Origin of the sequence: Niastella soli (assembly GCF_017742245.1) — a bacterium.
GTDB lineage: Bacteria > Bacteroidota > Bacteroidia > Chitinophagales > Chitinophagaceae > Niastella > Niastella soli.
The window spans coordinates 41331-64411 of sequence record NZ_JAGHKO010000001.1; the positions used below are offsets into that span (position 1 = coordinate 41331).

Below are 23081 nucleotides of genomic sequence, written 5' to 3' on the forward strand. Positions count from 1 at the left end.
TTATATCAAGCGGTGAAGCATGGCTGCCTTTATCAACTCAGCAGTATTCTTTACGGCAAACTTCTGCATAAGATTACGCCGGTGAGTGTCGATGGTAAGGGCACTCACCGATAACTCCTCCGCAATACGCAAGCTGGTTTTGCCTTCTGACAATAATTCGATCACCTGTTTTTCACGGCGGGTAAGCCGGGGTGGGCCCTGCAATTCATTTTTTGAAGGACGGCTGATGATCTCCTGCACTTCCTTACTGAACACCACTTTTCCCTCCAATACATCATGAATACTGCTTCGTAATTCGTCAAGCGAAGTATTCTTCAACAGGTATCCGCTGGCGCCGTTTTGAATAGTTTGCATAATTATGCTTCGCTCAGAATGGTTACTAAAGACCAGGATCACCGTATCGGGCGCTTTTTTCTTGATCTCCTGGCAAAGAGCAATCCCGTTGATATCAGGAAGCGCAATATCAAGTAGTACAATGTCCACCCTGTTCAACCCTAAATAATTCAGCATGTCTTGCCCGGTCACAAAGCAACCGGCAATATCTACATTAAGATTGCTTACCAGGATTGCCTTTAATCCTTCCATCAGCGTAGGATGATCATCAACCAATGCTACCTGAATTTTATTATGCTGCTTAAACATGTAATTCAATATTAACAGTTGTTCCTTCACCTGCTGACGTAATGATCTCCAGCTTACCTTTCATAAAATCTATCCGGTTTTTCACATTCGTTAACCCCAATCCTTTCCTGCCCTTCACTTCCTCCCGATCGAAACCTGTTCCATCATCTTCTACTGTAATCAAGAATACCGATCCGTTACGACTGCATTGTACAATAATGTGCTTCCCTTTTGAATGCCGTACCGCGTTAGACAATACCTCCTGTACAACTCTGTAAATATTGATCTGTGCAGGAAGCGGTAAAGAATCGGGGATATTGAACGCCTGAAATTCGATATGCAGATCACTGCGCATGTAAAATTCACAAAGGTCATTCAGGGCAGTCTCCAGGCCAAATTTCAACAGGCTTTCAGGCATCATGTTGCGGGCGATATGACGCAGCTCGCTTACAGAGGTATCGAGCTGACCAATGATCCGGTTCAGCTCCTGGTCTTGCGGGGCGTTTTGGTAACCCGAAGCCCAGCCCGAAAGATTGACCTTTATCCCTGCCAGCATGCCGCCTAACCCATCGTGCAATTCCCGGGCAATTCTTTCCCGCTCCCGTTCCTCACCTTCCAGCATGGCCTTGGTAAGTTTCAATTGCTGAATCTTTTTCTGGTTCCGGAGAAAGAACCAGAAGAAAGCAACTATCACCATCAACAACACGCAGGCAGTTCCCAATAACCAGTTGAAAAGGCGACTGTTCTTTGCTTTGAGCTGAAGTCGGGTCTTTTCTTCCTGAAGCTCCTCTATCTTTTCTTGCTTTTCTCGGTCTTTGAATTTGACTTCCAGTTCCGCTATTTTTTCACGAAGCCTGGCTTCGTGAAGACTGTCGCTAAGCCGGCTATAGCTGGCAGACCATCGATAGGCCTCTTTCATATCACCCAGCAATTCATTGGTTTTGGCAAGCTGGGCATACAGACTTCGCCGGTTATTGGCCTCAGCAGTTAAATTGCCATTGTTTACCAGACCGGTCAGGAATTCACGGGCTTTATGATAATCCTTCTGTTCCAGATATATATTGTACTTCCGGAAAATCATCATTTGCAGCAATTGGGTCTGGTGATAACGTTCAGCCAGCACCATTCCTTTATCAAGACTAACAAGCGCTTTTTCAAACTGACTAACGGCCGTATAGTACAACCCCTCATTATAATAATAATTCGGATAGTTGATTGACTCGGGATGCCCCGCCAACATCGCGGCAGCTTTGTCAAGGAATTTTTTCGCTGCTGCGTTTTTACTGTCGTAAATACAGGTGCTGGTGGCCGACAGGTAAGCAAATAATAAAGTAGTGGAACCCGGGAACCGGTCTTTCAGCAGATCTATGGCTTTTTCATTATAGATCTCCGCTTTATCAAACCGTGCATTATTCATTAACAGCGTACCCAGCTGAACATAAAAATGGGCCAGCTTCTCCACGTTTCCCGAACGTTCTGCCAGGGGAACAGATTTGTTCAACAGGATGTCTGTGACAAAACTGTCGCCTTTGGCGTTTCGTTGCATAAGGGCGTAATTGTACCAGGCCGCCGCGGCACTCTGATAAGCCTCCGGCGTTTTAAAAGGCTCCAGCGCGGTCACTGCTGCCTGAAAAGCTTCTGCCGCCTTCTCGGGCTTGGTATTAAAATAAAACTGGCCTTCATAAAAATGATACAGGGCTTTCAGGAAGGGGTAGCTGCCCGCCAGTTGCCTGCCTTGTAACAGATATCCCCTGCTTTTAGTGGTATCTCTCGACCGCCAGTAATCGGCCAACAGAAAACCGGCCATTGCTTTATTGCTATCTGAAGGACCCGATTGCAACACATGCATCAGGCTATCGGCATATTGTTTCTCTGCCAGCGGCAACGATTGTTGGGCGGAAATTTTCCCGGCTATCAATATAAAGCCTGTAACGACTAGTATTCTTTTCATAGAGGAGAATGCAGCGCAAAGAAAAAACATAATACCGAATTATTATAAATGAAGTCGGCCCTACCATGGATATCCCCAAATACCAGTAGAAAAAAACCACGCTTTTCCGGTATTGCCGTTCTTCTTCGATTCTTTCAATTTTGCGCTTGAAAACATTAATCAATGAAAAGAATAATTACCGTACTCACGTTAATACTAGTTATCTCTGGCACTATTTCCTGCAAAAAAAGCAAGGATGATGGGGGAAATAATAATGTTCCGGGTGCCAAGACGCTGTCAATAAAACTTACGTTATCGCCCGTACCCACCAGCAGCCAGGGTTCATTTTCCGGAGCCATTAATGCGCTGCTGCCTAATTTGAATTTGGCTACCTGGAAAGTAAACGGTGTTGTTCGTTCAAATGAAAGTACCATTGCTTTCAGCGAAACCGATTTTAAAAATGGCGTGCTGACGCTGGAAACAACGGAGGCCGTTAGCAAATGCAGTGTCTCCCTGTCAGGGATCGCTACTTCAGCAAATCCATATACTGCAGTTATTCAATGGACCTTAGGCGGAAAAGCAAACGACCCGATAACCATGCCCGTAACCAGCACCCTGGTACGCAGTTTTGACATACTTTAATATTATTTTAATGAAAAAAGGCCTCCCGATTTTTCGGGAGGCCTTTTTGTTTTTAGGAGAAAACTAACTAGTTATTTAACCGATCTCTTGTTATTGCTGAAAACCTCGTTGTACCCTTACTGTTTACATGCAGCGGATCGCCAAACATGTTATTCGGTAACCATACATCGGTTTGCAACACACACAACCGGGGATACTTTTTTTGTACCCCTTGAAAAAACTGATTTATGGTAGATTCATACACCGATCTATTATAGGTCTTAAATGAAGCCTGGTTCATAGGCGGATCAACTAAGTACACCGCTATGTCATGCCTGGCAGCCAACTGCATGATCAGCTCCAAATAATGCTGATTGATCTGTCCGGGTTCAAATCGAAGACTGGCATCTATACCATCCGTATTATTGGAATCGGCATCACTAAAATTTGTATACCCCCGGTATTCGCTCAATTGAGTAAGCACTTTTTGTTTTGCAATACCCGTCTCCCGTTGAGAAAAACAAAAGTTATTTAAGCCATCAAGGAACGTTGCCCGATAGGAGAACGGCGAATGCCAATATTTTAATTTCCTGATAAATTGATCGTACTTCAGCGTAGCATGACCTGCAGCCCGGTTATGAAATAGGTAATTATATTTTCTTTCCGTTTGTTCCAGTTCTTTTAGCTCACTATTACTGATAAACCGGAAAGGAATGGTCCTGAGATTGAACCAACGGGAATATTCGCTGAGATAACTCATTCCATAAACCATTACTAACGTATCCACTTTATTGTGCTGCAGGTATCGCTTCAACGTAATATATCCCTCAAAAAGATCACTTCCCGGTATGGATAAATTGATCCATTTTTCGCCGAGCTGGCGGGGATTAATACTTGCATTTCCCCTGGAGTCCCCGATGATAATATTGGTGAATCCGGTTTTCTTATTGATCTGCTCATATTGGTATTTGCACTGAAAATAATCCACTGCAGATCCTAAAAAGAACTCAGGCTTTTGGGAAATGAACCCGTAAATAATTGTACCGGATACCAAAACCGTTACCAGAAAATATATGATGGTCTTTATTAAAAATTGCTTCATTTCCTAAAACTGGAAGTAAATAAAGTTTGTTTGCTTTCCAAAGTAGAACAGCACCAGCAACGCCAGTACCAGATATACAACTGGCTTAGCCAGCTGCGGCACCTGTAAGCTACGCTCATTTCTTCGCAACCACCAGTCACAGGCAATTAATGGAATGATATAACAGCATACCGTCAGACACATTAAAAAATCCTTCGGCTGTTTATAATTGGTAACGGCGCCTTTCAAATAACCAATGGCTTCCGTCATATCGGCTGCGCGAAAAAACACCCAGGCAAATGTGACAAAAGCAAACGTGAGGACCATTTGCGAAAGTTCCTTTCCTGTTGGCAGCTTGCGTTTTTCAGCAACCACATCCGAGGTGTGTTTTCGGTTTCGGTTCAACAGCAGCAAGGGCAAAAATCCACAGGCGTGAATCCCGCCCCATGCAATGTATTTCCAATTGGCCCCATGCCAGAAACCGCTCACCAGAAAAATGATAAACGTATTTCTCACCCCTTTTAACTTCCCCTGTTTGGACCCGCCCAGCGGAATGTATAAATAATCCCGGAACCACGAAGAAAGTGAGATATGCCAGCGGCGCCAGAACTCGGCAATATCGCGTGAAAAATAGGGAAATCGGAAATTAGTCAACAATTCAAATCCAAACAGCTTCGCGGTACCTAATGCGATATCAGAATATCCGCTGAAGTCGCCATAGATCTGAAAGGAAAATGCAATAGCCCCAACAACGAGTGAGATCCCATGCAGATCATGATAATGGCTAAAGATGTTGTCTACAATCACGGCCAGCGTGTCTGCAATCACTACTTTTTTAAACAGTCCCCACAGGATGAGTCTACAACCATCTGCAGCCTGCGTATAATTAAAAAACCTTTTTTTCTGGATCTGGGGTAACAGATGGCTGGCCCTTTCAATAGGACCGGCAACCAGGAGCGGGAAAAACGATACAAAGACAGCATAATCAATAAAATTCTTTACAGGCCTTTGTTCACCCCGGTAGATATCGAACACATAGGACATTCCATGAAAAGTATAAAATGAAATGCCGATCGGGATGGCAACCTGCAACAAAACCACGTTTGCGTGTAAACCCAGTAAGGCCAGCGCCTGCTGAAATTGTAATGCAAAAAAATTATAGTACTTGAATACTCCCAGTATGCCCAGGTTATTCAAAACGCTTAACCATAAAAACAGTCTGGCTTTTTTCCTGTCCTTCAAGCCCACGCCAAATCCATACAGATAATCGAGAAAAGTGCTGACTCCCAGCAGGACCATGAATTTCCAGCTCCACCAGCCATAAAAGAAATAACTGGCCATCAAAACCAACACATTCTGCCAGCGCAAGGACCTGTTACAAACAAACCAATACAGAATAAATACAATGGGGAGAAACAATAAAAACGCTACGGAATTAAATAACACTAAATGACGGTTTTACTTTTTTGACTGATCCTGTTCTTGCTTAAAGGTTCAAGATGAAGCAGAAGGGGCAAAGACCAGTTTTCAAACCGTAAATGTACATAAATTATGTCCGGATGAACATACACCCATCCGGACAATAAAGCGTACAGCAAGTTTAGCGGGGAATGTTTAGCAGGTCGCACACGTCCCCATAGCTCATTGAATGATAATCAGCATGGCGGCCACCACCACTGACTTTAGCACCGCCAGGAATGATGATATACCGAAAACTATGCGCAACGCTGATGGAGCTGTAGTAGTTTACGCTATTGGTAAAGTTGATCCGAAGCTTGCCAACGCTGTCATACGCCGACCAGGTATCGGTCTGTGTACCACCCTGCACATAGGTGAGTGAAATGGGTAGTTGCCCAACCTGCCCGGCAGGCCATATTGTCGTACTATAGCCCGACATCTTACCATAGGTAAGCACCATTCCGCTGTCGATGATGGCCTGGGTAATGGCCGGGGTTGACCTGGTATAATCGAAGTTCTTTATACCAAAAATAGTGGTTGCGGTGTAGGCGGGTGGCGTAAACCATTCAGAATAGGTCACGTTAGGGGAGCCTACAGGTCCCTGGGCGCCAGTAGGACCAGCCGGCCCCTGTGGGCCCGTATCGCCTTTTTTGCAGGAGAAAATAACCAGCAGAATTAACGAGGTAATAAGAGCTTTACAGATAATAGGTTTCGAATTAACAGAATGAAACATCATTTGTTGCTTTTGGTGAATTATATGATTAGGTTTCGGCAATAGAGCCGAAAACAAAAAAAACGAAATTTCACCGCTCAAAAAATCACCTTTTAGTGGTATGTGCCTGTTTGTGAATGCAATACAACTTAAAAGAACAGATGGGGTGGCAGAAACCCGCATGCCGGCTAAAGCACCCGCTTTTAAATTGATTATCAAATATTTATTTAGCCCCTCCGCATTGGCTCTGCCCGGGAATGCAGGATGATCCGGGCATTTTGCTTTTTAGGATACATATATATTTGTAATTTTTACATTAAACAATTCACCGTTTTGTCTGTTTCGGCCATAAAAACCTATCTTGGGGCCCACATGCAAGGCCTGATCTATTACATTTCATTACCGTTCATTTATTTGCTTTCGCTCCTACCCTTTCCCGTTCTGTACAGGGTTAGTGACGGATTCTATTTTATACTTTATTATGTTTTTGGCTATCGCAAAAAAGTGGCCATGCAAAACCTTCGAAATTCTTTCCCCGAAAAATCGGAAAAAGAAATAGAAAGGCTGTGCAAGGATTATTACCACTACCTCTGCGATCTCTTCCTCGAGAGCTTTAAAACGCTCACGATCGGGCGCTCTTCCATGTTAAAACGGTGTACACTAAGTCCCGTTGCAAAAGATATTTTCGACCGGTATCACCAGGAAGGGAAAAGCATCATGCTCGTGATGGGGCATTATGGCAATTGGGAATGGGCAGGCAACACGTTCAGCCTTACCTGTAACCAAAAATTGTTTGTAGTGTACCACCCGTTCGGTAATAAGTATTTCAATGGATTGATGATCCGTATGCGTACACGTTTTGGTACCGGGCTTATTGCCATGAAAGATACCTATAAGGACATGGTGAAGAACAAATCAATGATCACCACCACGGCCTTTATTGCCGACCAAACCCCACAACCAGATAATGCATTCTGGACAACCTTCCTCAACCAGGATACACCCGTATTCAGAGGAACGGAAAAAATTGCAAAAAAAATGGGTTATCCCATTGTATATATTACAATAAAGCGATTGAAAAGAGGTTATTACAACATCCTGGCGGAAGTACTGTCGGAAGACTCTAAAAATACCGCCGAGGGACAGATCTCCGAATTACACACCGCCAGACTGGAAAAAGATATCCGGGAACAACCTGAAATATGGCTCTGGACCCATAGACGATGGAAGCACAAACGGCCGACAGAAAACCAACCAATACTATAAAAACCCTTTAGTTCATAACAATGCAAAAAAATCCGGGCCGCGAGTTGATCCTTGCCACCAAGCCATTTGCCAAAGAAGTAATATGGAAAAGCTGGTTTTACACCCTGTCAACGCTTGCTATCCTGACAGCGCTCTTTTCAGGTATTTACTTTTTTAATAATGTCTTTTTACGAATTGCCTGCAGCCTTGGCGCGGGTCTTACCATGGTGCGTATGTTCGTGATCTACCACGATCACCAGCACCATACTATTCTTAACCGGTCGTTGCCAGCGGAGGTCCTTTTTAAACTGTACGGCATTTTTATTCTGGCGCCTGTCAGCATCTGGAAGCGTTCACACGATTATCACCATAATCATAATTCGAAATTATTCAGCGCCAGCATCGGGTCATATCCTATCATGACCAAACAACGGTTTATTCAATCATCCAAAGCAGAACAACGCGGCTACCTGTTCATCAGGCACCCATTGACCATTTTGTTTGGCTATATCACCATGTTTATTTACGGCATGTGTGTACGCTCTTTTATCAGTGCGCCTAAACGTCACTGGGATTCACTCGTTGCATTGATCGTTCACTTTAGCATTGGTACGTTGATTTTTGTTTACCTGGGCTGGTTCACCTGGCTGCTGGCTGCCGTAGTGCCATTCCTGCTGGCCTTTATGATAGGAGCTTATCTGTTTTATGCACAGCATAACTTTCCCGGTGTGGTCTTTCGCGAAAAAGATGACTGGTGCTATGAGGACGCAGCCATGTTATCTTCCAGCTATATGGTCATGAATCCTTTTTGGAAATGGGTGACTGCCAATATCGGTTACCATCATATTCATCATATCAATTCACGTATTCCATTTTACCGTCTTCCCGAAGTAATGGCAAGCCTTCCGCAGTTGAAGGAAGCCAAAACAACCAGTTTGAACCCTTCAGACATCGTGGCCTGCTTTCGGTTAAAGGTATGGGATCCTGCTACTAATAGTATGGTCGGGCTGAAGGAGGTGTATGGATCACAATCCGCACTTAATAATACAATAGTACCTGCCAGTTAACTTTGAAAAAGAAATTAAGATTAGATCCCCGACTGAAAGGTCTGGGATTTTTTGTTTAGATCCACCGGCATCGACACATGTTCAAGCGTGATCAGCCATTTGCCGTCGATCTTTCGATAACCGTCAGTAACCCGCACCGTACGGTCTATCGAATTTCCTTGCAGATCAGTACCTGTGACCCGTTGGAAACTATGACTGAATCCGATGTTGCCTTCAACGGTTATCTCAAGGTCCGTAATGGAAAGCTTCGGTTTGTTCTTAAAGTGAGAAAAGAAATCACCCCAGTCTTTACGATAGGCATCGGCACCTCTATATTCCTTTCGAGGTACAACATCAAAAATAACCAGCTCTTTGCCTGGTACATAATTTTCCATGATCGCATCAATATCGCCAGCATTAAAGGCCGCTACCACTCTTTGTTCAAGCAACCGGATCTCCGCTTCACCATCTGATGCCGGCCTGGTTGCCGGCAGGCTTTCTGTTTTCACTATACTCCACATTTTTAGTGTATTGGAATTTTGATGTTATCGCCGTATACCAATACTAACAACCCTTATATGCCTTTGTTTATTTATGCTGCCTGCGGGGAGTTATTACCACACATTCCTCGGGCACGTATCACCATAGCGATTGCCAATTAAAAAGCCGATGATAATTTCGTGTGTACCTTTACTGGTGGTATTTAAGGCCGTTTTTGTAAAATCGTAGGAGTAACCAATGTTGAAAGTATTCGCAACATTCATTCCAACCATGGCGGCATAGCCATCCTGGAAACGATAGCTGCCCCCCAGCCACAAGAGATCCTGATATTGCAGTTTTATGTTTGCATCCACCTGCGGCTTTGTAGGCGTATTCGAAACGTATTTCACCATTACAGAAGGCAATGCATTGATGTCGTCGTTTAGCAGGAAGCGATAACCCGCGGTGGCAAAAAAATGTGGCACCGCCTTGCCGGAAACCGGCGCTGTATTATCACCGTATGTTATGGCTGCCGGTATGATCTGTTGTGCAGACAACCCCACAAAAAAATCACTTGAATACAACCAAAGCCCGGCATTGAGATCGGGTTTCAGCTTGTTTATATTACTACTGGTTTGCGCAGGGTCTACGGTTACGCCATCGCCAAAGTCGGTTTTGGAAAGGTCCCGGTGTAACTGATTAATACCGGCGCCAAAACCTGCCGACAGGTTCATGGTAGGTGTCAATCCTATATGATAGGCGTACGTAACATTGGCAGTAAAATTGTTGAAGTTACCAGTATGATCATTTAACAAGATCAGCCCTATGCCACTGTGCGGTTTGGAAGCCGTATAATTTTCCCAATAGGCTTCCCCACGAGGGTTTTCGCCAGGTAATTGAAAAGAGGTAGGGGTCGTCTTTGTATCTGACTTGTCAATAGGCCCCTGCACAGATAAATAGGCCGTTCGCGGCGCTCCATTCAACCCCACCCATTGATCCCTGGCGCTTACTTTTACATCAAAATAGTTTTCTATACCGGTAAGCGCCGGGTTTAAAATGTAATTATTTAAAATATATTGAGTATAGTGTGGCTTCTGCTGTGCCTGCACAGCCATTACCACTCCTATAAACAACAGGCATGTGTATAGTTTCTTCATATTGCTAACGAATTAGATCTACGTAACCCGATAGTTGATTTCTCCCATTCTTCGGATTGATGATATAATAATACGTACCTACTGGTAACGGATTACCATTGAACGTTCCATCCCACGATTGCGAATAACCTGCCGATCTGTAAACCAGTTGGCCATACCGGTTATACAATTCAACCGTGGCCCCCGGATAGGTATTGAGGTATTTAATTTCCCACCGATCATGGATGCCATCCCCGTTTGGTGAAAATGCATTGGGTATATGCAGGTTTTTCAACACTTTGATGGTTATATCGTCTGAGGCTTTACAACCATCCGCTGAAGTGGCGGTAAGTGTATAACTAATCTCATCAACAGGTGAGGCATTGGGATTCAGGATAACCGGATTACTTAATGCCGTGGCCGGCGACCAAACATAATTGAGCTTATTGCCAGAAGCCGTTGCCGGTATGGTGAGAAAATTCCCTTCCAGTAAATAGCAATCAGCTCCTGCATATACCACTGGCAAAGGATACACCTGAACCGTCTGCTTTATTGTATTTACACAATTGTTTACAGCAGTAAAAACATATTGTATGGTATCTATACCTGGCCTGGCTATTTTGGGGGTAAACAGCCCCGTCTTACCAACGCCTTGTCCTAAATAAATTCCATCCCCTGTCAATCCATTCAGTACCGAAGCCTGGGTTATTTGAAAAGGGGCTACATCCAGACAAACAGGGTCAATAGGATTAAACTGTAATTCAGGGATCACTTTTGTAGTTAACGTTTTGGTGGACGTACTTAAACAGGTCTCTCCTGAATAGGCCACCACCTGTACCAGATAGTCTTTTGTAGCAGGAGTATATAATGCCGGGTATTGAAAGTTGTATTTTTTTCCGGAAGCAGGCTCTTCGTCTATCGTTTTGTTGGTTGGATCGTTCCCATAATCCCAATAAACTTCCAGGCGTACAATGTTACCAAAATCAACCAGGGAATTATTAGTGAACGTTAACATTTTGTTGCTGCAGATCGAATTGCCATCAGCAAAGGCGAATGCAGCTTGTGGTGTTGTTCCATTTATAGTAAGTACCTGTTTAACCGAATCGGCGCACCCATTACCGGAAGTGACCCGCATGGATACAGGATAGTTACCGGTAGCGGTGTATTTATGTTGGGGCTCTTTTACGATGGCTGTATTATTCGCTGCTGTTGCGTTCGGATCACCAAAGTTCCATAAATACTGAAAGGAAGCCTGAGTACCATCGGCAATGGCGCTGGTATCGATGAACTTTGAGAATGGATCAGACAAACAGTTTTCCGGCAAAATGAACCCAACCTTTGGTTGTGCAGTAATAGCTATTTGCTTACCGGGTGTTTTATTACTGCATCCCTGATCGCTTTTAACAGTCAGATCAATGGTATAGCTGCCCGTGGAAGGATACACATAATTAAAACCGGCATTGGATGTCCTGGTGAATGTTTGCCCATCACCCATATTCCAGGTGTATGCGGCAATATTACCACGGCTGATGGTAGAAACATCCTGTATGAATATATTATGCCCCTCACAATATGGTCCGGTAGTTTGAAAAGACGCTACAGGCAGGGGATTTATGGTTACCACTTTTTGAATGGTATCGGTAAGACAGCCTACCTGGGTTATAGCGGATAAAGAAACCGTATTACTGGCGATCGTTTTGTACAGATAATAAGGGTCTTTTATATTGGACGCATCTCCATTACCAAAACTCCATGTCCACTTGATGACCGGATTGTCACCTGTTTGAGACTGATTGGTAAAAAAGGTAGTATCCCCCAAACAGGTACCGGTAAAAGCAAAATCTGCGGTGGGTTCAGGGTATACCCGCAGGTCGAAATCTACTTCCTGTTCCCCGGTACACCCATCGGCAGTAGGATTATTCGCTATGATCTTAATAGGATAGGTGCCTGGGACCGGCCCATTATAGGTACCAGTCAGCCTGTACAGGTATAGTTGTCTGCCATTTTTTATAAACGTCGAATCAGGGACGGGAGCATTGATCAATACATCGGGATATAAACCGCCGAACTGCCATTGTACTTTGGTTGGCATATAGGGAAAGGTCATGGAAAAATTAAAAGGCGAATTGGTACAGGTAGCCGGGTAATCTACTATGGAGTATCGGTTTTCTATAGAAATATACTGGTAAAGGTCTTTAAGATTCATGCCACCTGAAAAGCCATACGATTCAGCATTTCCAAATCCATAGGCAATTATATTAAACCCAGTGTCGCAGGTAATGGAATGCGTACCCGCAGTAGTGCTTATTTGCGCGTATATATAATTGGCATCCTGCGGTACAGGATTGAAATTTTTATAGGGTACCCCATCTAATTTAAAACTGTTGATCGCTCCGGCATCATTTTTAAGCACCACGTTCAGGAAGTGTGTATTGATATTAACACCCGCCGGTTGCATGGAGTTTAAAGTAACAGCCGCAATGGTTTGTTCAACCGGATTTAAATAGATCATTTCAGGATCTCCATCTGATGGATTGCCTTCACACCGCTGAGTAGTAAAATACTCGGCTACCAGAATGGGTTTATCGGATTCTATAACATTGGTTGTATTACTGGTGAACTCGTAATAAAAGTTATTTATAAAACTGGTTGCCGGCAGCGTTGTCCCATTCAGCGTTACGTTGGCCGATGCATCTGATTTTATAATGCGGAAAATATTGGTGGGGTTGGAAAGACTGGGAACCGTGACGTACTTTTTTCCCCACGTAGCAGTAGGATACATTTCCTGGTACAGGTTATCGGATGTACCGGCGGCTGTGCAACCAATGCCTATTTTACCGCTTCCACAAAAAACTGCAATTCGTTTACAACCCGAACCATTATTCAGCGAACGGATCCGGGAGCCGGTAAGGTCATCGCCTGTATTGCCGGAAACGGTACCCATCACATTATAGATCTGGCCTTGCTGCAGGGTGACCAGGAAAGGCACATTGGCTGCTTTTCCTCCTTTTGTATTGGCAGCGGGAGTTATTTCTATGGTAGTGGTGCCGGTATCTGCGGCTATTACAAAAAAATAGGAATAGGAATCACGTTCATTGGAGCGTTGGGTATAATTCACTGAATAGTAATCCCGGCCAAGCGTACTGGTAGGTAAACAAACGGTTGCGCCAGAAATGGCACTTACATAAATAAAGCTATACACCACCACCGGCTTCTCTGCGGTAACATGGATCCCGTGGTTATACAAACCATCATCCAGCAAAGCAGCTGTTCTTGGAATATCAATGGTGGTAATTTGATTAGGCTGAACGGTAAAATTCTGTATGAAACCGATACTTGCAATACTGACCTGGCCTGTGGTAGCTACGTCAGAAGTAATATATAATTGCATTTTTTCCGCGGGACTTCCGGTGAACATGCGCACATGGTTACCATAGCCTATCCAGAAGTCTTTTCCTTTATTGGAAAAATCCTGTGCAGTCAATGATACAGATAGACATAAGGTAATCAGAACCAGGACTGTCCTAAGCAAGGTGGGCATGGGTTAGGGGGTTGGGATATTAGTTTTGAACTTTCTTCGAATGAAGATACTTGTAAAAGTTTAATATATGATTTCAAAAACCAACCATTAACAAAAGCCGACTTATGGCTGTGCTACGGTATTTTCCTTATCTTCCGTTAATAACTTGAGCATCACTATGAAACAAACGATCTTGTTCCTTTTATTAGTTACCTGTATACACCTGAATGCGCAAACAACCTATGAAATAAAAAAAGATATCGGCTACTATCCGGAAAATATTTCACAAAACGACGCCTATCTCAAGTCGCAATGCACCATTGACGTTTACTATCCCAAAAACAAAAAGAATTTTGCCACCGTCATCTGGTTCCATGGTGGCGGTTTAACTGGCGGCAACAAGGAAATTCCCAAACAACTTATGGAGAATGGTTTTGCCATCATTGGTGTTGGGTACCGGCTTTCGCCAAAAGTAAAAGCAATAGCCTGCATCGAAGATGCAGCAGCAGTGACCAGTTGGGTGTTCAATCATATTGCTGAATATGGCGGTGATCAGAATGCCATCTTCTTATCCGGACATTCTGCCGGCGCCTATCTTTCATTGATGATAACGATGGACAAAAAATACCTGAGCAAATACAACATCGACGCTAATAAAATAGCCGGCGTTATTTCACTCAGCTCACAGACCATCACCCATTTTACCATCAGGGAGGAAAGAGGAATAAAAGGCACACAACCTATCATAGACGAATATGCACCGCTGTATCATGTAAGAAAAGATGTACCGCCCATCATTCTGATAACAGGAGATGCAGAGAAAGAGATGCTCGGCCGGTATGAAGAAAATGCCTACCTGTACAGAATGCTCCTGTTAAATAAAGCGTCAGCCGTAAAACTTTACAAAATGGATGGATACGATCATGGCAACATGCCGCTGGCCTCTTATCCATTGATGATAAACGAAATAGCCAGGCTTCAAAAGGAAATGAAAAAATAAGTCCTATGAACACATCAACACCCTATCTCGAAACCAAGAAACATTATCCGGTACTCGATGGCCTTCGCGGCGTGGCCGCTGTTATGGTCGTTTGTATGCACGTGATGGAAACCTTCAGTGGTGGTAATCGGTTTGTAATGATCATCAACCACGGCTATCTGGCCGTAGATTTCTTCTTTTTGCTGTCTGGATTTGTCATTGCCTATGCCTATGACGATCGCTGGTCGAAAATGACCCAATGGGACTTTTACAAACGCCGGCTGGTACGATTGCAACCAATGGTCATACTCGGCTCAGTGGTCGGTGCTGCGCTTTTCTATTTCCAAAAAGGCACAGCTTTCCCGGTAATTGCAGACACCCCGCTCTGGAAATTATTAATGATCATGGCCATTGGGGCTACCCTGATACCCGTACCTATTTCCATGGACATCCGCGGATGGCAGGAAATGCACCCGCTTAACGGACCTGGCTGGTCGCTCTTTTTTGAATACATTGCCAATATTCTGTATGCTACCCTCTTCCGCCGGTTCTCAAAACTCCTGCTAGGCATTTTTGCCGGTCTTACCGGTTGTGTTTTGATCGGCTATCTCGTCTGGGGCCCTAAAGGTGATCTGATTGGCGGCTGGTCACTTAACTCAGAGCAGTTATTCATCGGCTTTACCAGGATGTTATTTCCATTTATTGCCGGGCTGTTGTTATGCCGCATGAACAAATTGATCCGGTTACAGGGCGCATTCTGGTGGTGTGCGGTACTGATCGTTCTTTTCTTGAGCGTTCCAAGAATTGGGGATGAACATCATTTATGGATGAACGGTTTATACGAAGCATTTACCGTCATCCTGGTTTTTCCCCTCATTGTTTCCATAGGAGCAGGCGGCCACATTCACAATCCCCGGTCTGCCCGCATCTGTAAATTCCTGGGTGATATTTCTTATCCGCTGTACATCACGCACTATCCGTTGATATACACATTCACCGCCTGGGTATCAAATAATCACATTCCTTTAGGCCCTAAAGCGTTGCTCACCGGTCTGGCAGTAGCTGTGATCAGTATCCTATTGGCTTATGCTTATCTGAAAATGTATGATGAGCCGGTAAGGGAATGGTTAAAAAGAAAAGTGCTTACCAAAAAACGACCCGCCAATTCATAAAACAATCCCGGTTGCGAAGTCTGATTTTCCTATATTTCACCCTTTCAAATCGTTGCAATGAATAAATTATTTCCGGCAGTGCTGATCGTATGGGCTTTGGCAGCATGCAAAAATAAAGTACCTGCTACCACTTCTGTAGCCAGTAATAAAGACCTGGCCACCCTTTTTGAAAAGTATTATAATGACCGGATGGCCTTATTACCCGTTGAGGCTACGATCAACGGCGATGCCCGGTATAACGACCAGCTACCGGCTGAATTTACCGATAGTTACCGGCAAAAACTAAGTGACTTTTTTACCAATAACCTTCAGGCTGTTCAACAATTCAACAGAGAACAACTCAACGAGACCGACCGTACCAGCTATGATATCTTCAAGCGGGAAATGGAAATGAGTATTGAAGGGCTTACCCACCAGTATTTCTCTACTAGCGATTATAGTATCGATGGCCATGTGCCTTTTAACCAGTACTATGGTTTACCGCTTACATTGGGACAAATGGGAAGCGGCGCAGGCGCTCAACCTTTTAATACCGTTCTGGACTATGACAACTGGATAAAACGGGCTGCGGCGTTCCCCGCCTGGGCCGACAGTGCCATCGTGTATTTTAAAAAAGGCATGGCCACTGGCAATGTACTTCCGGCCAAACTGGTTGTCAAAATGATCACCCAAATGCAAAACATGGTGACCGGTGATGTAACAAAAAGCGTGTATTACGGTCCCGTAAAAAATATGCCCGACAGTTTTCCTGATGCTGATAAAAAAAGACTGACCGCTGCGTTTACCCCACTCATACAAAATACCCTGTCACCTGCTTTTCAAAAGCTGGCTGACTTCTTAAAAAAAGAATACCTGCCAAAAGCCAGAACAACCACCGGGATAAAAGAAGTTCCCGATGGACCTGCCTTGTATAATTTCCTGGTAAGATACTGGACCACCACGCCCAAAACTCCAGACGAGATTTATACAACCGGTCTGGCTGAAGTAAAACGCATCCGTGGACTTATGGATAGCGTTAAAAATTCGGTAGGATTTAAAGGCGACCTGAAGGCCTTTTTTGAATACATGCGCACCGATAAACGTTTTATGCCTTATAAAACCCCAGAGGAAGTACTGAACGCCTTCAGGAATATCCAGGCCCGCATTGAACCTCACCTGAAAGACATGTTCGGCCACACCCCGAAAATGAAATTCGAGATCAGGCAAACAGAAGCATTCAGGGCAGCCAGCGCCAGTGCCGAATACAAACAGGGTACCGTAGACGGAAAACGCCCTGGCATTTTTTACATCCCTATTCTGGATGCCACAACCTTCAACACCACCAGTGGTATGGAAAGTTTATTCTTACATGAAGCTATTCCAGGCCACCATTACCAGGTGAGTTTAACATTGGAAAACACTGCCCTGCCTACCTTCAGACGCTATTTATGGTATGGCGCATATGGCGAAGGATGGGCCCTGTATTGCGAAAGCCTGGGCAAAGAACTGGGCCTGTATACAGATCCTTATCAATATGCTGGTGCGCTGGGTGATGAAATGCATCGCGCCATTCGACTGGTGGTAGATGTGGCCATGCATGAAAAAAACATGACCCGTGAGGAAGCCATTGCCTATATGATGGAAAATGAGGCTATCTCAGCAGAAGGTGCTACGGCAGAGATCGAACGTTATATGGCCCTTCCGGCTCAGGCATTAAGCTATAAGATCGGCGCCTTAAAGATCCGTGAGCTGCGCAACAAATACAGCCAGGAACTGGGTAATAAATTTAGCCTATCTGCCTTTCATGACGAATTCCTTCATTTTGGCTGTATGCCACTTGAACTGGTGGAAAAAAATATGGATGAATGGGCTGCGGCCAATAAGTAATAGAGGATCAATAAAACTAAATCCCTCCCTGAATCGGGAGGGATTTTTGTTTCCTAACACCTAAATTGAAGTCCTCCGTATGGTCAGCCTGCTCGGGCCGCCTTTACTTTATTTACAACCGCAAAAGTTAACAGAATGGCGAATACAAGCGCCATTACTATTGCCCCAATTAAAAATATGGCCCTAAGCGTTAACAGCTGGCTTTGGATACTTAAAGATTTTGCTAACAGCATATTTGAAATACCGGCAGCTTCACCGGGCGTATATCCTTTTGAGACAAAGAGGCCTTTATATAATTCCTGTCGCTGAGTAACCAACCCGTTTTCGGGGGTCAGTTTACTCAAAAAACTTTCCTTGAACTGTTGATTATAGTTTAATTGTAAGGTATAATACCCGGCAATGGAGTTGAGCGTTGCAATAAAGCGGGTATAGGTACAGATAACAATACCAGTCATCCCTGTACTTTGAGGAACAGCCGCTATACAAAACACACTTACCGGAACAAACAATAACCCACAGGCAAAGCCATGTACGAAGATGGGAAAGCAAAGTTCTGCAAAGGATAAGTCGGGCGTAAGATGCCTGTACACCAATAAATGATAATAGAACATTATAGCAAACCCAAACAGCAACAGCTTTGGTAAGTTTTGCTTATTCCTCATAATAACCTTTACCGCAATAAACGTCGCTACTATAACGCCCGCTATGTTAAACAGTCCCGAATTTACCACGTCGGCCGAATTCCAACCAAGCACCATTACAGAATAACCGTAGATCAGATTTATACTATCCTTAATTCCCCAAAATAGCAGCATAAGGAAGATGGCAAAAATAAATTTACCAAACTTAAAGACGCTCAAATGCACCAAAGGCCTTTTAAGAGATGCCTGTCTGAAAAGGAACAGTGTTAAAGAAACAATAGCGAAAATAGCGGTATTTCTAATGGCGGGATCTGCAAACCAATACCTTTTGGGCCCATATACCATTACGTATAAAGTGGCCGCTGCACCAAACATAAATATTATCCCTCCGGACCAGTCGATTTGATATAAAGGGTATGGCTTCATTGCTGGCCTGGCTTTAAAAATACAGATACAAAGCAGTATAGCCATTACCTGTAAGGCTATCAACCCATAATATATCTCTGTCCAGTTTGCTCTTAGCACCACCCAGGACGCTCCTATTCCAATCAGCACGCCGCAAGTTAGTATCAATGAAAAGAACAGCGATACCCCAACAAGCATTCTATTCGGTTCGGGCAATGTAGTAAATAAGACAATAAGGATACAGCCAGCAACAATACAGGTGATCACTCCGGTCAGGAACCGTAATATAGAAAAGAGCACCAGATCGTGCGTGAATAAGCATCCGACATTCAACACAATACCTGCTATAAAAGCTATCAAAAGATAACTTCGGGTATTAAAATGCTTTTGTAGTCTGAATTGTATAGGCAAGGTTGCAATAATGCCCACATAAGCGATCTGTAAAGCAAAGGAAATATCCTCCTGCTGTGCACCATAAAAAGAGACCACATGTGCCTGGATCAATCCGAAGGAAGCGAACTGGGCCACTGCCGCAAACAGTATCAGGATCAGCGACACCCTTACAAGACCTACCTGCCGGTTTAACCAGTTGTTAATATATATCGACTGTTCCATCTTGTATTATTTGGTTGGTTTCTTTACTCTGACCTTTACGTTCATCCCGGCTTTGAGTTCCGTCACATCCTGCTCATTAAACCGTATTTTAACTGGAATACGTTGAATGATCTTTACAAAATTCCCGGTAGAATTATCTGCAGGTAATAAGGAGAACTTTGAACCCGTGGAAGCGGAGATCGCTTCAATTTTGCCGGGAAACATTTTGCCGGGGATGGCATCTGCTTCAATTTGAACAGCCTGCCCAACATACATGCCATGCACCTGCGTTTCCTTAAAATTCGCAATAACCCATTTATCATTTGTATTGACAACAGACACAAGCGGCTGCCCAGCCTGCACCTGCTGTCCTTCAAGAATGGTTTTCCTTCCCGTATATCCGCTATAAGGAGACGTTATAACCGTATAGCTTAAATTGATCCTTGCCAGATCGAGCAGCGCTTCCGCCCGTTTCCGTGCTGCAAAAAGCGAATTGTACCTGGCTTGCAGTTCATGCACCTTGCTATCGCCGGTCTTCAACCCATTTATAGCAGCACTGTAATCACTTTTTGATACATCATATTTTGTTTGCACCAGTTCAAAATCGGATAAGGTCACCGCTTCATGGTCTAACAAATTCCTGAACCTTTTTACATCCTGCTCCTGTTGCCAAAGCCTGGCCCGGGCGGCATTGATCTGATCTTTGTTAACCAGTGTTGAGGTTTGCACCGATCTTATACTGGCATCCAGTATTTCCTGTTGCGCCCTGGTATCTTCCAGCATAGACTCCGCTTCTTTTACTTTTTGCACATACTCTCTGTTATCCAGCACCACCAGGGTATCTCCCAGCTTCACCTGCTGGTGTTCATCAAACAACACATCTTTTATATAACCACCAGCCCGGGCAGAAACCGGATTAATAAAACATTCAACCTGTGCATCATTCGTATCTTCATAAACTTCTGCATATAAAAGATATCCTATAAAGTAAACAAGCGCGGTCACAACAACCAGTATCGCGGCCCCTATGGTGAGTTTATTCATAAAGCCCGTTCTTTTATTTTTTTTAGTTTCCATTTTATTAATTCATTAAAGTTTTCCGGTTATAAAAAGTATACGATAGTATATTGACAAGGCTGCAATATTGGCCTGTATGTAATTATACCTTGATTCCTGGTAAAGATTATCAGCATCCAGCAGATCGGTCAGCAAACTAAGCTGATTGGTATACTTGGTGTTTTGTATATTGTAGTTCGTTTCTGTTTGCTCAATGGTCTTTTTAACAACAAGCATCCGTTCAACAGCTTCATAGTATTTAACCTGTAAAGCCTTCACTTCCTGCTGAACATTGTCCTGTAACCAATCCTTCTGCTGTTTCAGTTCATCAGCTCGCATGCTGGCTGATCTCACCTTATTTTTATTCTGATACAGCGATGAAATGTCATAAGTGAGCTTCACGCCAACCAGGCCCACGGCTACAGTTTGCGCCTGGGGTGGAAAAACAAGCGTGTTTGGATAGTTAAACCCATAGCCGCCAAATAAACTTATAGTAGGAAGATTGGCCGTTCTCGCCAGCGCTACCCTGTTTTCCTGCAGCTCAATATTCTTCTGGGCTTTTAAAAGCACATAGGTCCCTGAATAATGGGGAAGCAAGCTTTCCAATTCCAAACTATCGGGCAGGCTCAGCGATGCGGTGTCAAGCGGGATGATCTTTGTAAACTCATTCAGGTTCAGAAAAGTATTCAGCCGTTGATTGCTTATCAGATAATCATTTCTATTTGCCCTTTCGCTTAAAAGCACATTAGACAACCCAACATCAGCTCTTAGCAAATCGCTTTTTGTCACTTTACCATTCGCATAAAATGCATTTATATTCTTTACCCGGGTCTCCGCCCTGGCTATCTGATCTTTTATAAGCCGTTCCTGAAAATACACCCTGATCATATCCAGGTATTGAAGCGCTACCTGCAAGGCAATATTTGCCTCCTGTTCTTTTGTATTTATACAAGCCAGTTCATTTTTATGCTTAACATCTGTTACCGCGTACCGCTGTCTTCCACCAGCATATAAATTGAATGCAGCTTCTATATTTACTCCACCAGCATTTGCATTTGGCGGCTTTGGAATGGTATGGGAGTCACCAAGTACGTCCTTGTAAAGCGTTACATTGGTATAACGCTGGTAGGATGCATTACTGAAAACACGAGGAAAAGCGCCCAATTTCGCATCCTCCACATCTACCTGCGTGGCCTTCTCCTCGGTTTTTAACACGCCAATTAGTTTATTTGATCCTTTTGCATACTGAATAGCTTCATTCAGTGACAACGTCATGGTCGTACTGTCTCCATGCTGTGCATGAACCCTACAAAACGAAACCCCAAAAAACAAGAGACAAATGCCGGGCTTTACAATATTTTCAAAACTGTATTTCATTATCTACATTACTTTTAGTATTCTTTGATCAGGGCAAAAAATATCCAGTATGCTGCCCTCGCAGCATTCCAGCCATGGCCAATAACATTTATTATTAGCCCATTAAAAAAAAGTTGTTATTGTTTATTCGATTTGAAATCGCTTCGGAAACGGCCTGGCGAAATGCCAGCCAGGTTGGTGAAGAGGCGATTGAAATACTTGGGATCATCGTACCCCAAATAAGTAGCGATCTCTTTTATGCTTAGGTCAGTATAACCAAGCAGCCTTTGCCCCTCTCTAAGCATTTCCTGTTGTATAAAATAAGAAACGGTGAATCCGGTAACAGCTTTTACCGTATCATTCAGGTAACTTACAGAGAAATTCATCAGGTCCGCATAATCGCCCGACTTCTTTAACTCCCGGTAATGTTTTCTCACCAATCGTTTAAATTTATTTGTAAGCTCAACGCTTCTGCGGGAATGTTGTCCCGACAATTCAGTATTTGCCTGAAATGCGGAGGCGATCTTATAGATACAGGGAGCAGCTAAGGCATTAACAGCTAATTTATGGAGTGCCCCTAATGTGTTATCCTGGTAGGTTTGATACAACAGTTCAAAATACCGGGTATACCATTCAAAATCTGATTTAGACAGGGATAACAGCGGGCCTTTATGCAACGAATCTTCTATCATTAACCTGGCGTGTTCGTCAACAAGCTTATCATCTAAAAATAATATCCAACCTTTACTGCTATTATTGAATGTAACGGCCCGCTGAATTTGCCCTGGGATGAGGAAAACCAGCGTTTCCTTAGCAACAGGTACCTTCTTAAAGTCAACTAACAGTTCGCCTTCGCCCGATGTTAATAATAAACATATAAAGTGGTCGTTGCGATGAAGTTTGCTAACATCATTCAATGTAGAAGAAATATAGGCGTCGCTGAACAGATCGATCCGAACGCCGGAGATATTTTCTCTTAATTGCCAGATAGGTATTTTGCTTTTCATCTCACTCTGATTGCAGCACAAAATTACCCCTTCAGGCACTTGAATTATCCTACTTTTCGCAGCATTTGGTGGACAAATCACATATTTACGCGGTCAGTTCTCAATCTCCCCCAGGATCCCGGAAATAATTGCCAGCAGATCCTGAAAGCGGGCAA

18 protein-coding genes are annotated in these 23081 nt (G+C 43.8%); 6 read left to right on the forward strand and 12 right to left on the reverse strand.

Annotation, left to right across the window (positions count from 1 at the left end):
* Both J7I42_RS00195 and J7I42_RS00200 read right to left on the reverse strand, forming a co-directional pair.
* On the reverse strand, positions 1–642 hold the full coding sequence (locus J7I42_RS00195; RefSeq protein ID WP_209136742.1) for a response regulator: 642 nt from the start codon (positions 640–642) through the stop codon (positions 1–3).
* On the reverse strand, positions 635–2572 hold the full coding sequence (locus tag J7I42_RS00200; protein WP_209136743.1) for an ATP-binding protein: 1938 nt from the start codon (positions 2570–2572) through the stop codon (positions 635–637). Before J7I42_RS00200 ends, J7I42_RS00195 begins: the two co-directional genes overlap by 8 nt.
* 162 nt (positions 2573–2734) lie before the next feature.
* Between J7I42_RS00200 and J7I42_RS00205 the strand changes: the two genes are divergently transcribed.
* Positions 2735–3193 (forward strand): hypothetical protein, encoded by a 459-nt coding sequence (locus J7I42_RS00205; RefSeq protein WP_209136744.1) that lies wholly within the window; start codon positions 2735–2737, stop codon positions 3191–3193.
* Positions 3194–3260: 67 nt separating this feature from the next.
* Here J7I42_RS00205 and J7I42_RS00210 read toward each other — a convergent pair whose 3' ends face one another.
* The 3 genes from J7I42_RS00210 to J7I42_RS00220 all read right to left on the reverse strand — a co-directional run bounded on the left by J7I42_RS00210 (position 3261) and on the right by J7I42_RS00220 (position 6447).
* Entirely contained in the window at positions 3261–4274 is a 1014-nt protein-coding gene (locus tag J7I42_RS00210) for a hypothetical protein (RefSeq protein ID WP_209136745.1), read from the reverse strand.
* 3 nt (positions 4275–4277) lie between these two features.
* Positions 4278–5699 carry an MBOAT family O-acyltransferase gene (locus J7I42_RS00215; RefSeq protein ID WP_209136746.1) on the reverse strand — a complete coding sequence of 474 codons (1422 nt, stop codon included), beginning with the start codon at positions 5697–5699 and terminating at the stop codon, positions 4278–4280.
* A 154-nt stretch (positions 5700–5853) separates the two neighbouring features.
* Entirely contained in the window at positions 5854–6447 is a 594-nt protein-coding gene (locus J7I42_RS00220) for a collagen-like triple helix repeat-containing protein (protein ID WP_209136747.1), read from the reverse strand.
* 348 nt (positions 6448–6795) lie between these two features.
* Here J7I42_RS00220 and J7I42_RS00225 point away from each other — a divergent pair, with 348 nt between their 5' ends.
* Complete coding sequence (locus tag J7I42_RS00225; protein WP_209136748.1) at positions 6796–7689, forward strand: lysophospholipid acyltransferase family protein; 894 nt, start codon at positions 6796–6798, stop codon at positions 7687–7689.
* 20 nt (positions 7690–7709) lie between these two features.
* Positions 7710–8735, forward strand: coding sequence for a fatty acid desaturase family protein (locus J7I42_RS00230; protein WP_209136749.1), 1026 nt, complete (start codon positions 7710–7712; stop codon positions 8733–8735).
* A gap of 20 nt (positions 8736–8755) precedes the next feature.
* Here J7I42_RS00230 and J7I42_RS00235 read toward each other — a convergent pair whose 3' ends face one another.
* The 3 genes from J7I42_RS00235 to J7I42_RS00245 form a co-directional block, all read right to left on the reverse strand.
* Positions 8756–9235 carry a YybH family protein gene (locus J7I42_RS00235; RefSeq protein ID WP_209136750.1) on the reverse strand — a complete coding sequence of 160 codons (480 nt, stop codon included), beginning with the start codon at positions 9233–9235 and terminating at the stop codon, positions 8756–8758.
* Between the two features lie 93 nt (positions 9236–9328).
* Positions 9329–10351 carry a PorP/SprF family type IX secretion system membrane protein gene (locus tag J7I42_RS00240; RefSeq protein ID WP_209136751.1) on the reverse strand — a complete coding sequence of 341 codons (1023 nt, stop codon included), beginning with the start codon at positions 10349–10351 and terminating at the stop codon, positions 9329–9331.
* Positions 10352–10355: 4 nt separating this feature from the next.
* A complete protein-coding gene (locus tag J7I42_RS00245) occupies positions 10356–13814 on the reverse strand; it encodes a gliding motility-associated C-terminal domain-containing protein (RefSeq protein ID WP_209136752.1) in 3459 nt (1152 codons plus the stop codon).
* Positions 13815–14028: 214 nt separating this feature from the next.
* Here J7I42_RS00245 and J7I42_RS00250 point away from each other — a divergent pair, with 214 nt between their 5' ends.
* From J7I42_RS00250 to J7I42_RS00260, 3 genes are read left to right on the forward strand one after another with little or no spacing between them, the layout of a single operon-like run.
* Positions 14029–14850: an alpha/beta hydrolase gene (locus tag J7I42_RS00250; RefSeq protein WP_209136753.1), complete on the forward strand. Its 822-nt coding sequence runs from the start codon at positions 14029–14031 to the stop codon at positions 14848–14850.
* 5 nt (positions 14851–14855) lie between these two features.
* Positions 14856–16001: an acyltransferase family protein gene (locus J7I42_RS00255; RefSeq protein WP_209136754.1), complete on the forward strand. Its 1146-nt coding sequence runs from the start codon at positions 14856–14858 to the stop codon at positions 15999–16001.
* A gap of 57 nt (positions 16002–16058) precedes the next feature.
* Positions 16059–17867 carry a DUF885 domain-containing protein gene (locus J7I42_RS00260; protein WP_209136755.1) on the forward strand — a complete coding sequence of 603 codons (1809 nt, stop codon included), beginning with the start codon at positions 16059–16061 and terminating at the stop codon, positions 17865–17867.
* Between the two features lie 83 nt (positions 17868–17950).
* Here J7I42_RS00260 and J7I42_RS00265 read toward each other — a convergent pair whose 3' ends face one another.
* The 4 genes from J7I42_RS00265 to J7I42_RS00280 all read right to left on the reverse strand — a co-directional run bounded on the left by J7I42_RS00265 (position 17951) and on the right by J7I42_RS00280 (position 22926).
* Positions 17951–19528, reverse strand: coding sequence for an MFS transporter (locus J7I42_RS00265; RefSeq protein WP_209136756.1), 1578 nt, complete (start codon positions 19526–19528; stop codon positions 17951–17953).
* Between the two features lie 6 nt (positions 19529–19534).
* Entirely contained in the window at positions 19535–20584 is a 1050-nt protein-coding gene (locus tag J7I42_RS00270) for an HlyD family secretion protein (protein WP_209136757.1), read from the reverse strand.
* 12 nt (positions 20585–20596) lie between these two features.
* Positions 20597–21940, reverse strand: a complete 1344-nt coding sequence (locus J7I42_RS00275; RefSeq protein WP_209136758.1) for a TolC family protein — start codon at positions 21938–21940, stop codon at positions 20597–20599.
* 116 nt (positions 21941–22056) lie between these two features.
* Positions 22057–22926: a helix-turn-helix domain-containing protein gene (locus tag J7I42_RS00280; protein WP_209136759.1), complete on the reverse strand. Its 870-nt coding sequence runs from the start codon at positions 22924–22926 to the stop codon at positions 22057–22059.
* Positions 22927–23081: the final 155 nt, after the last annotated feature.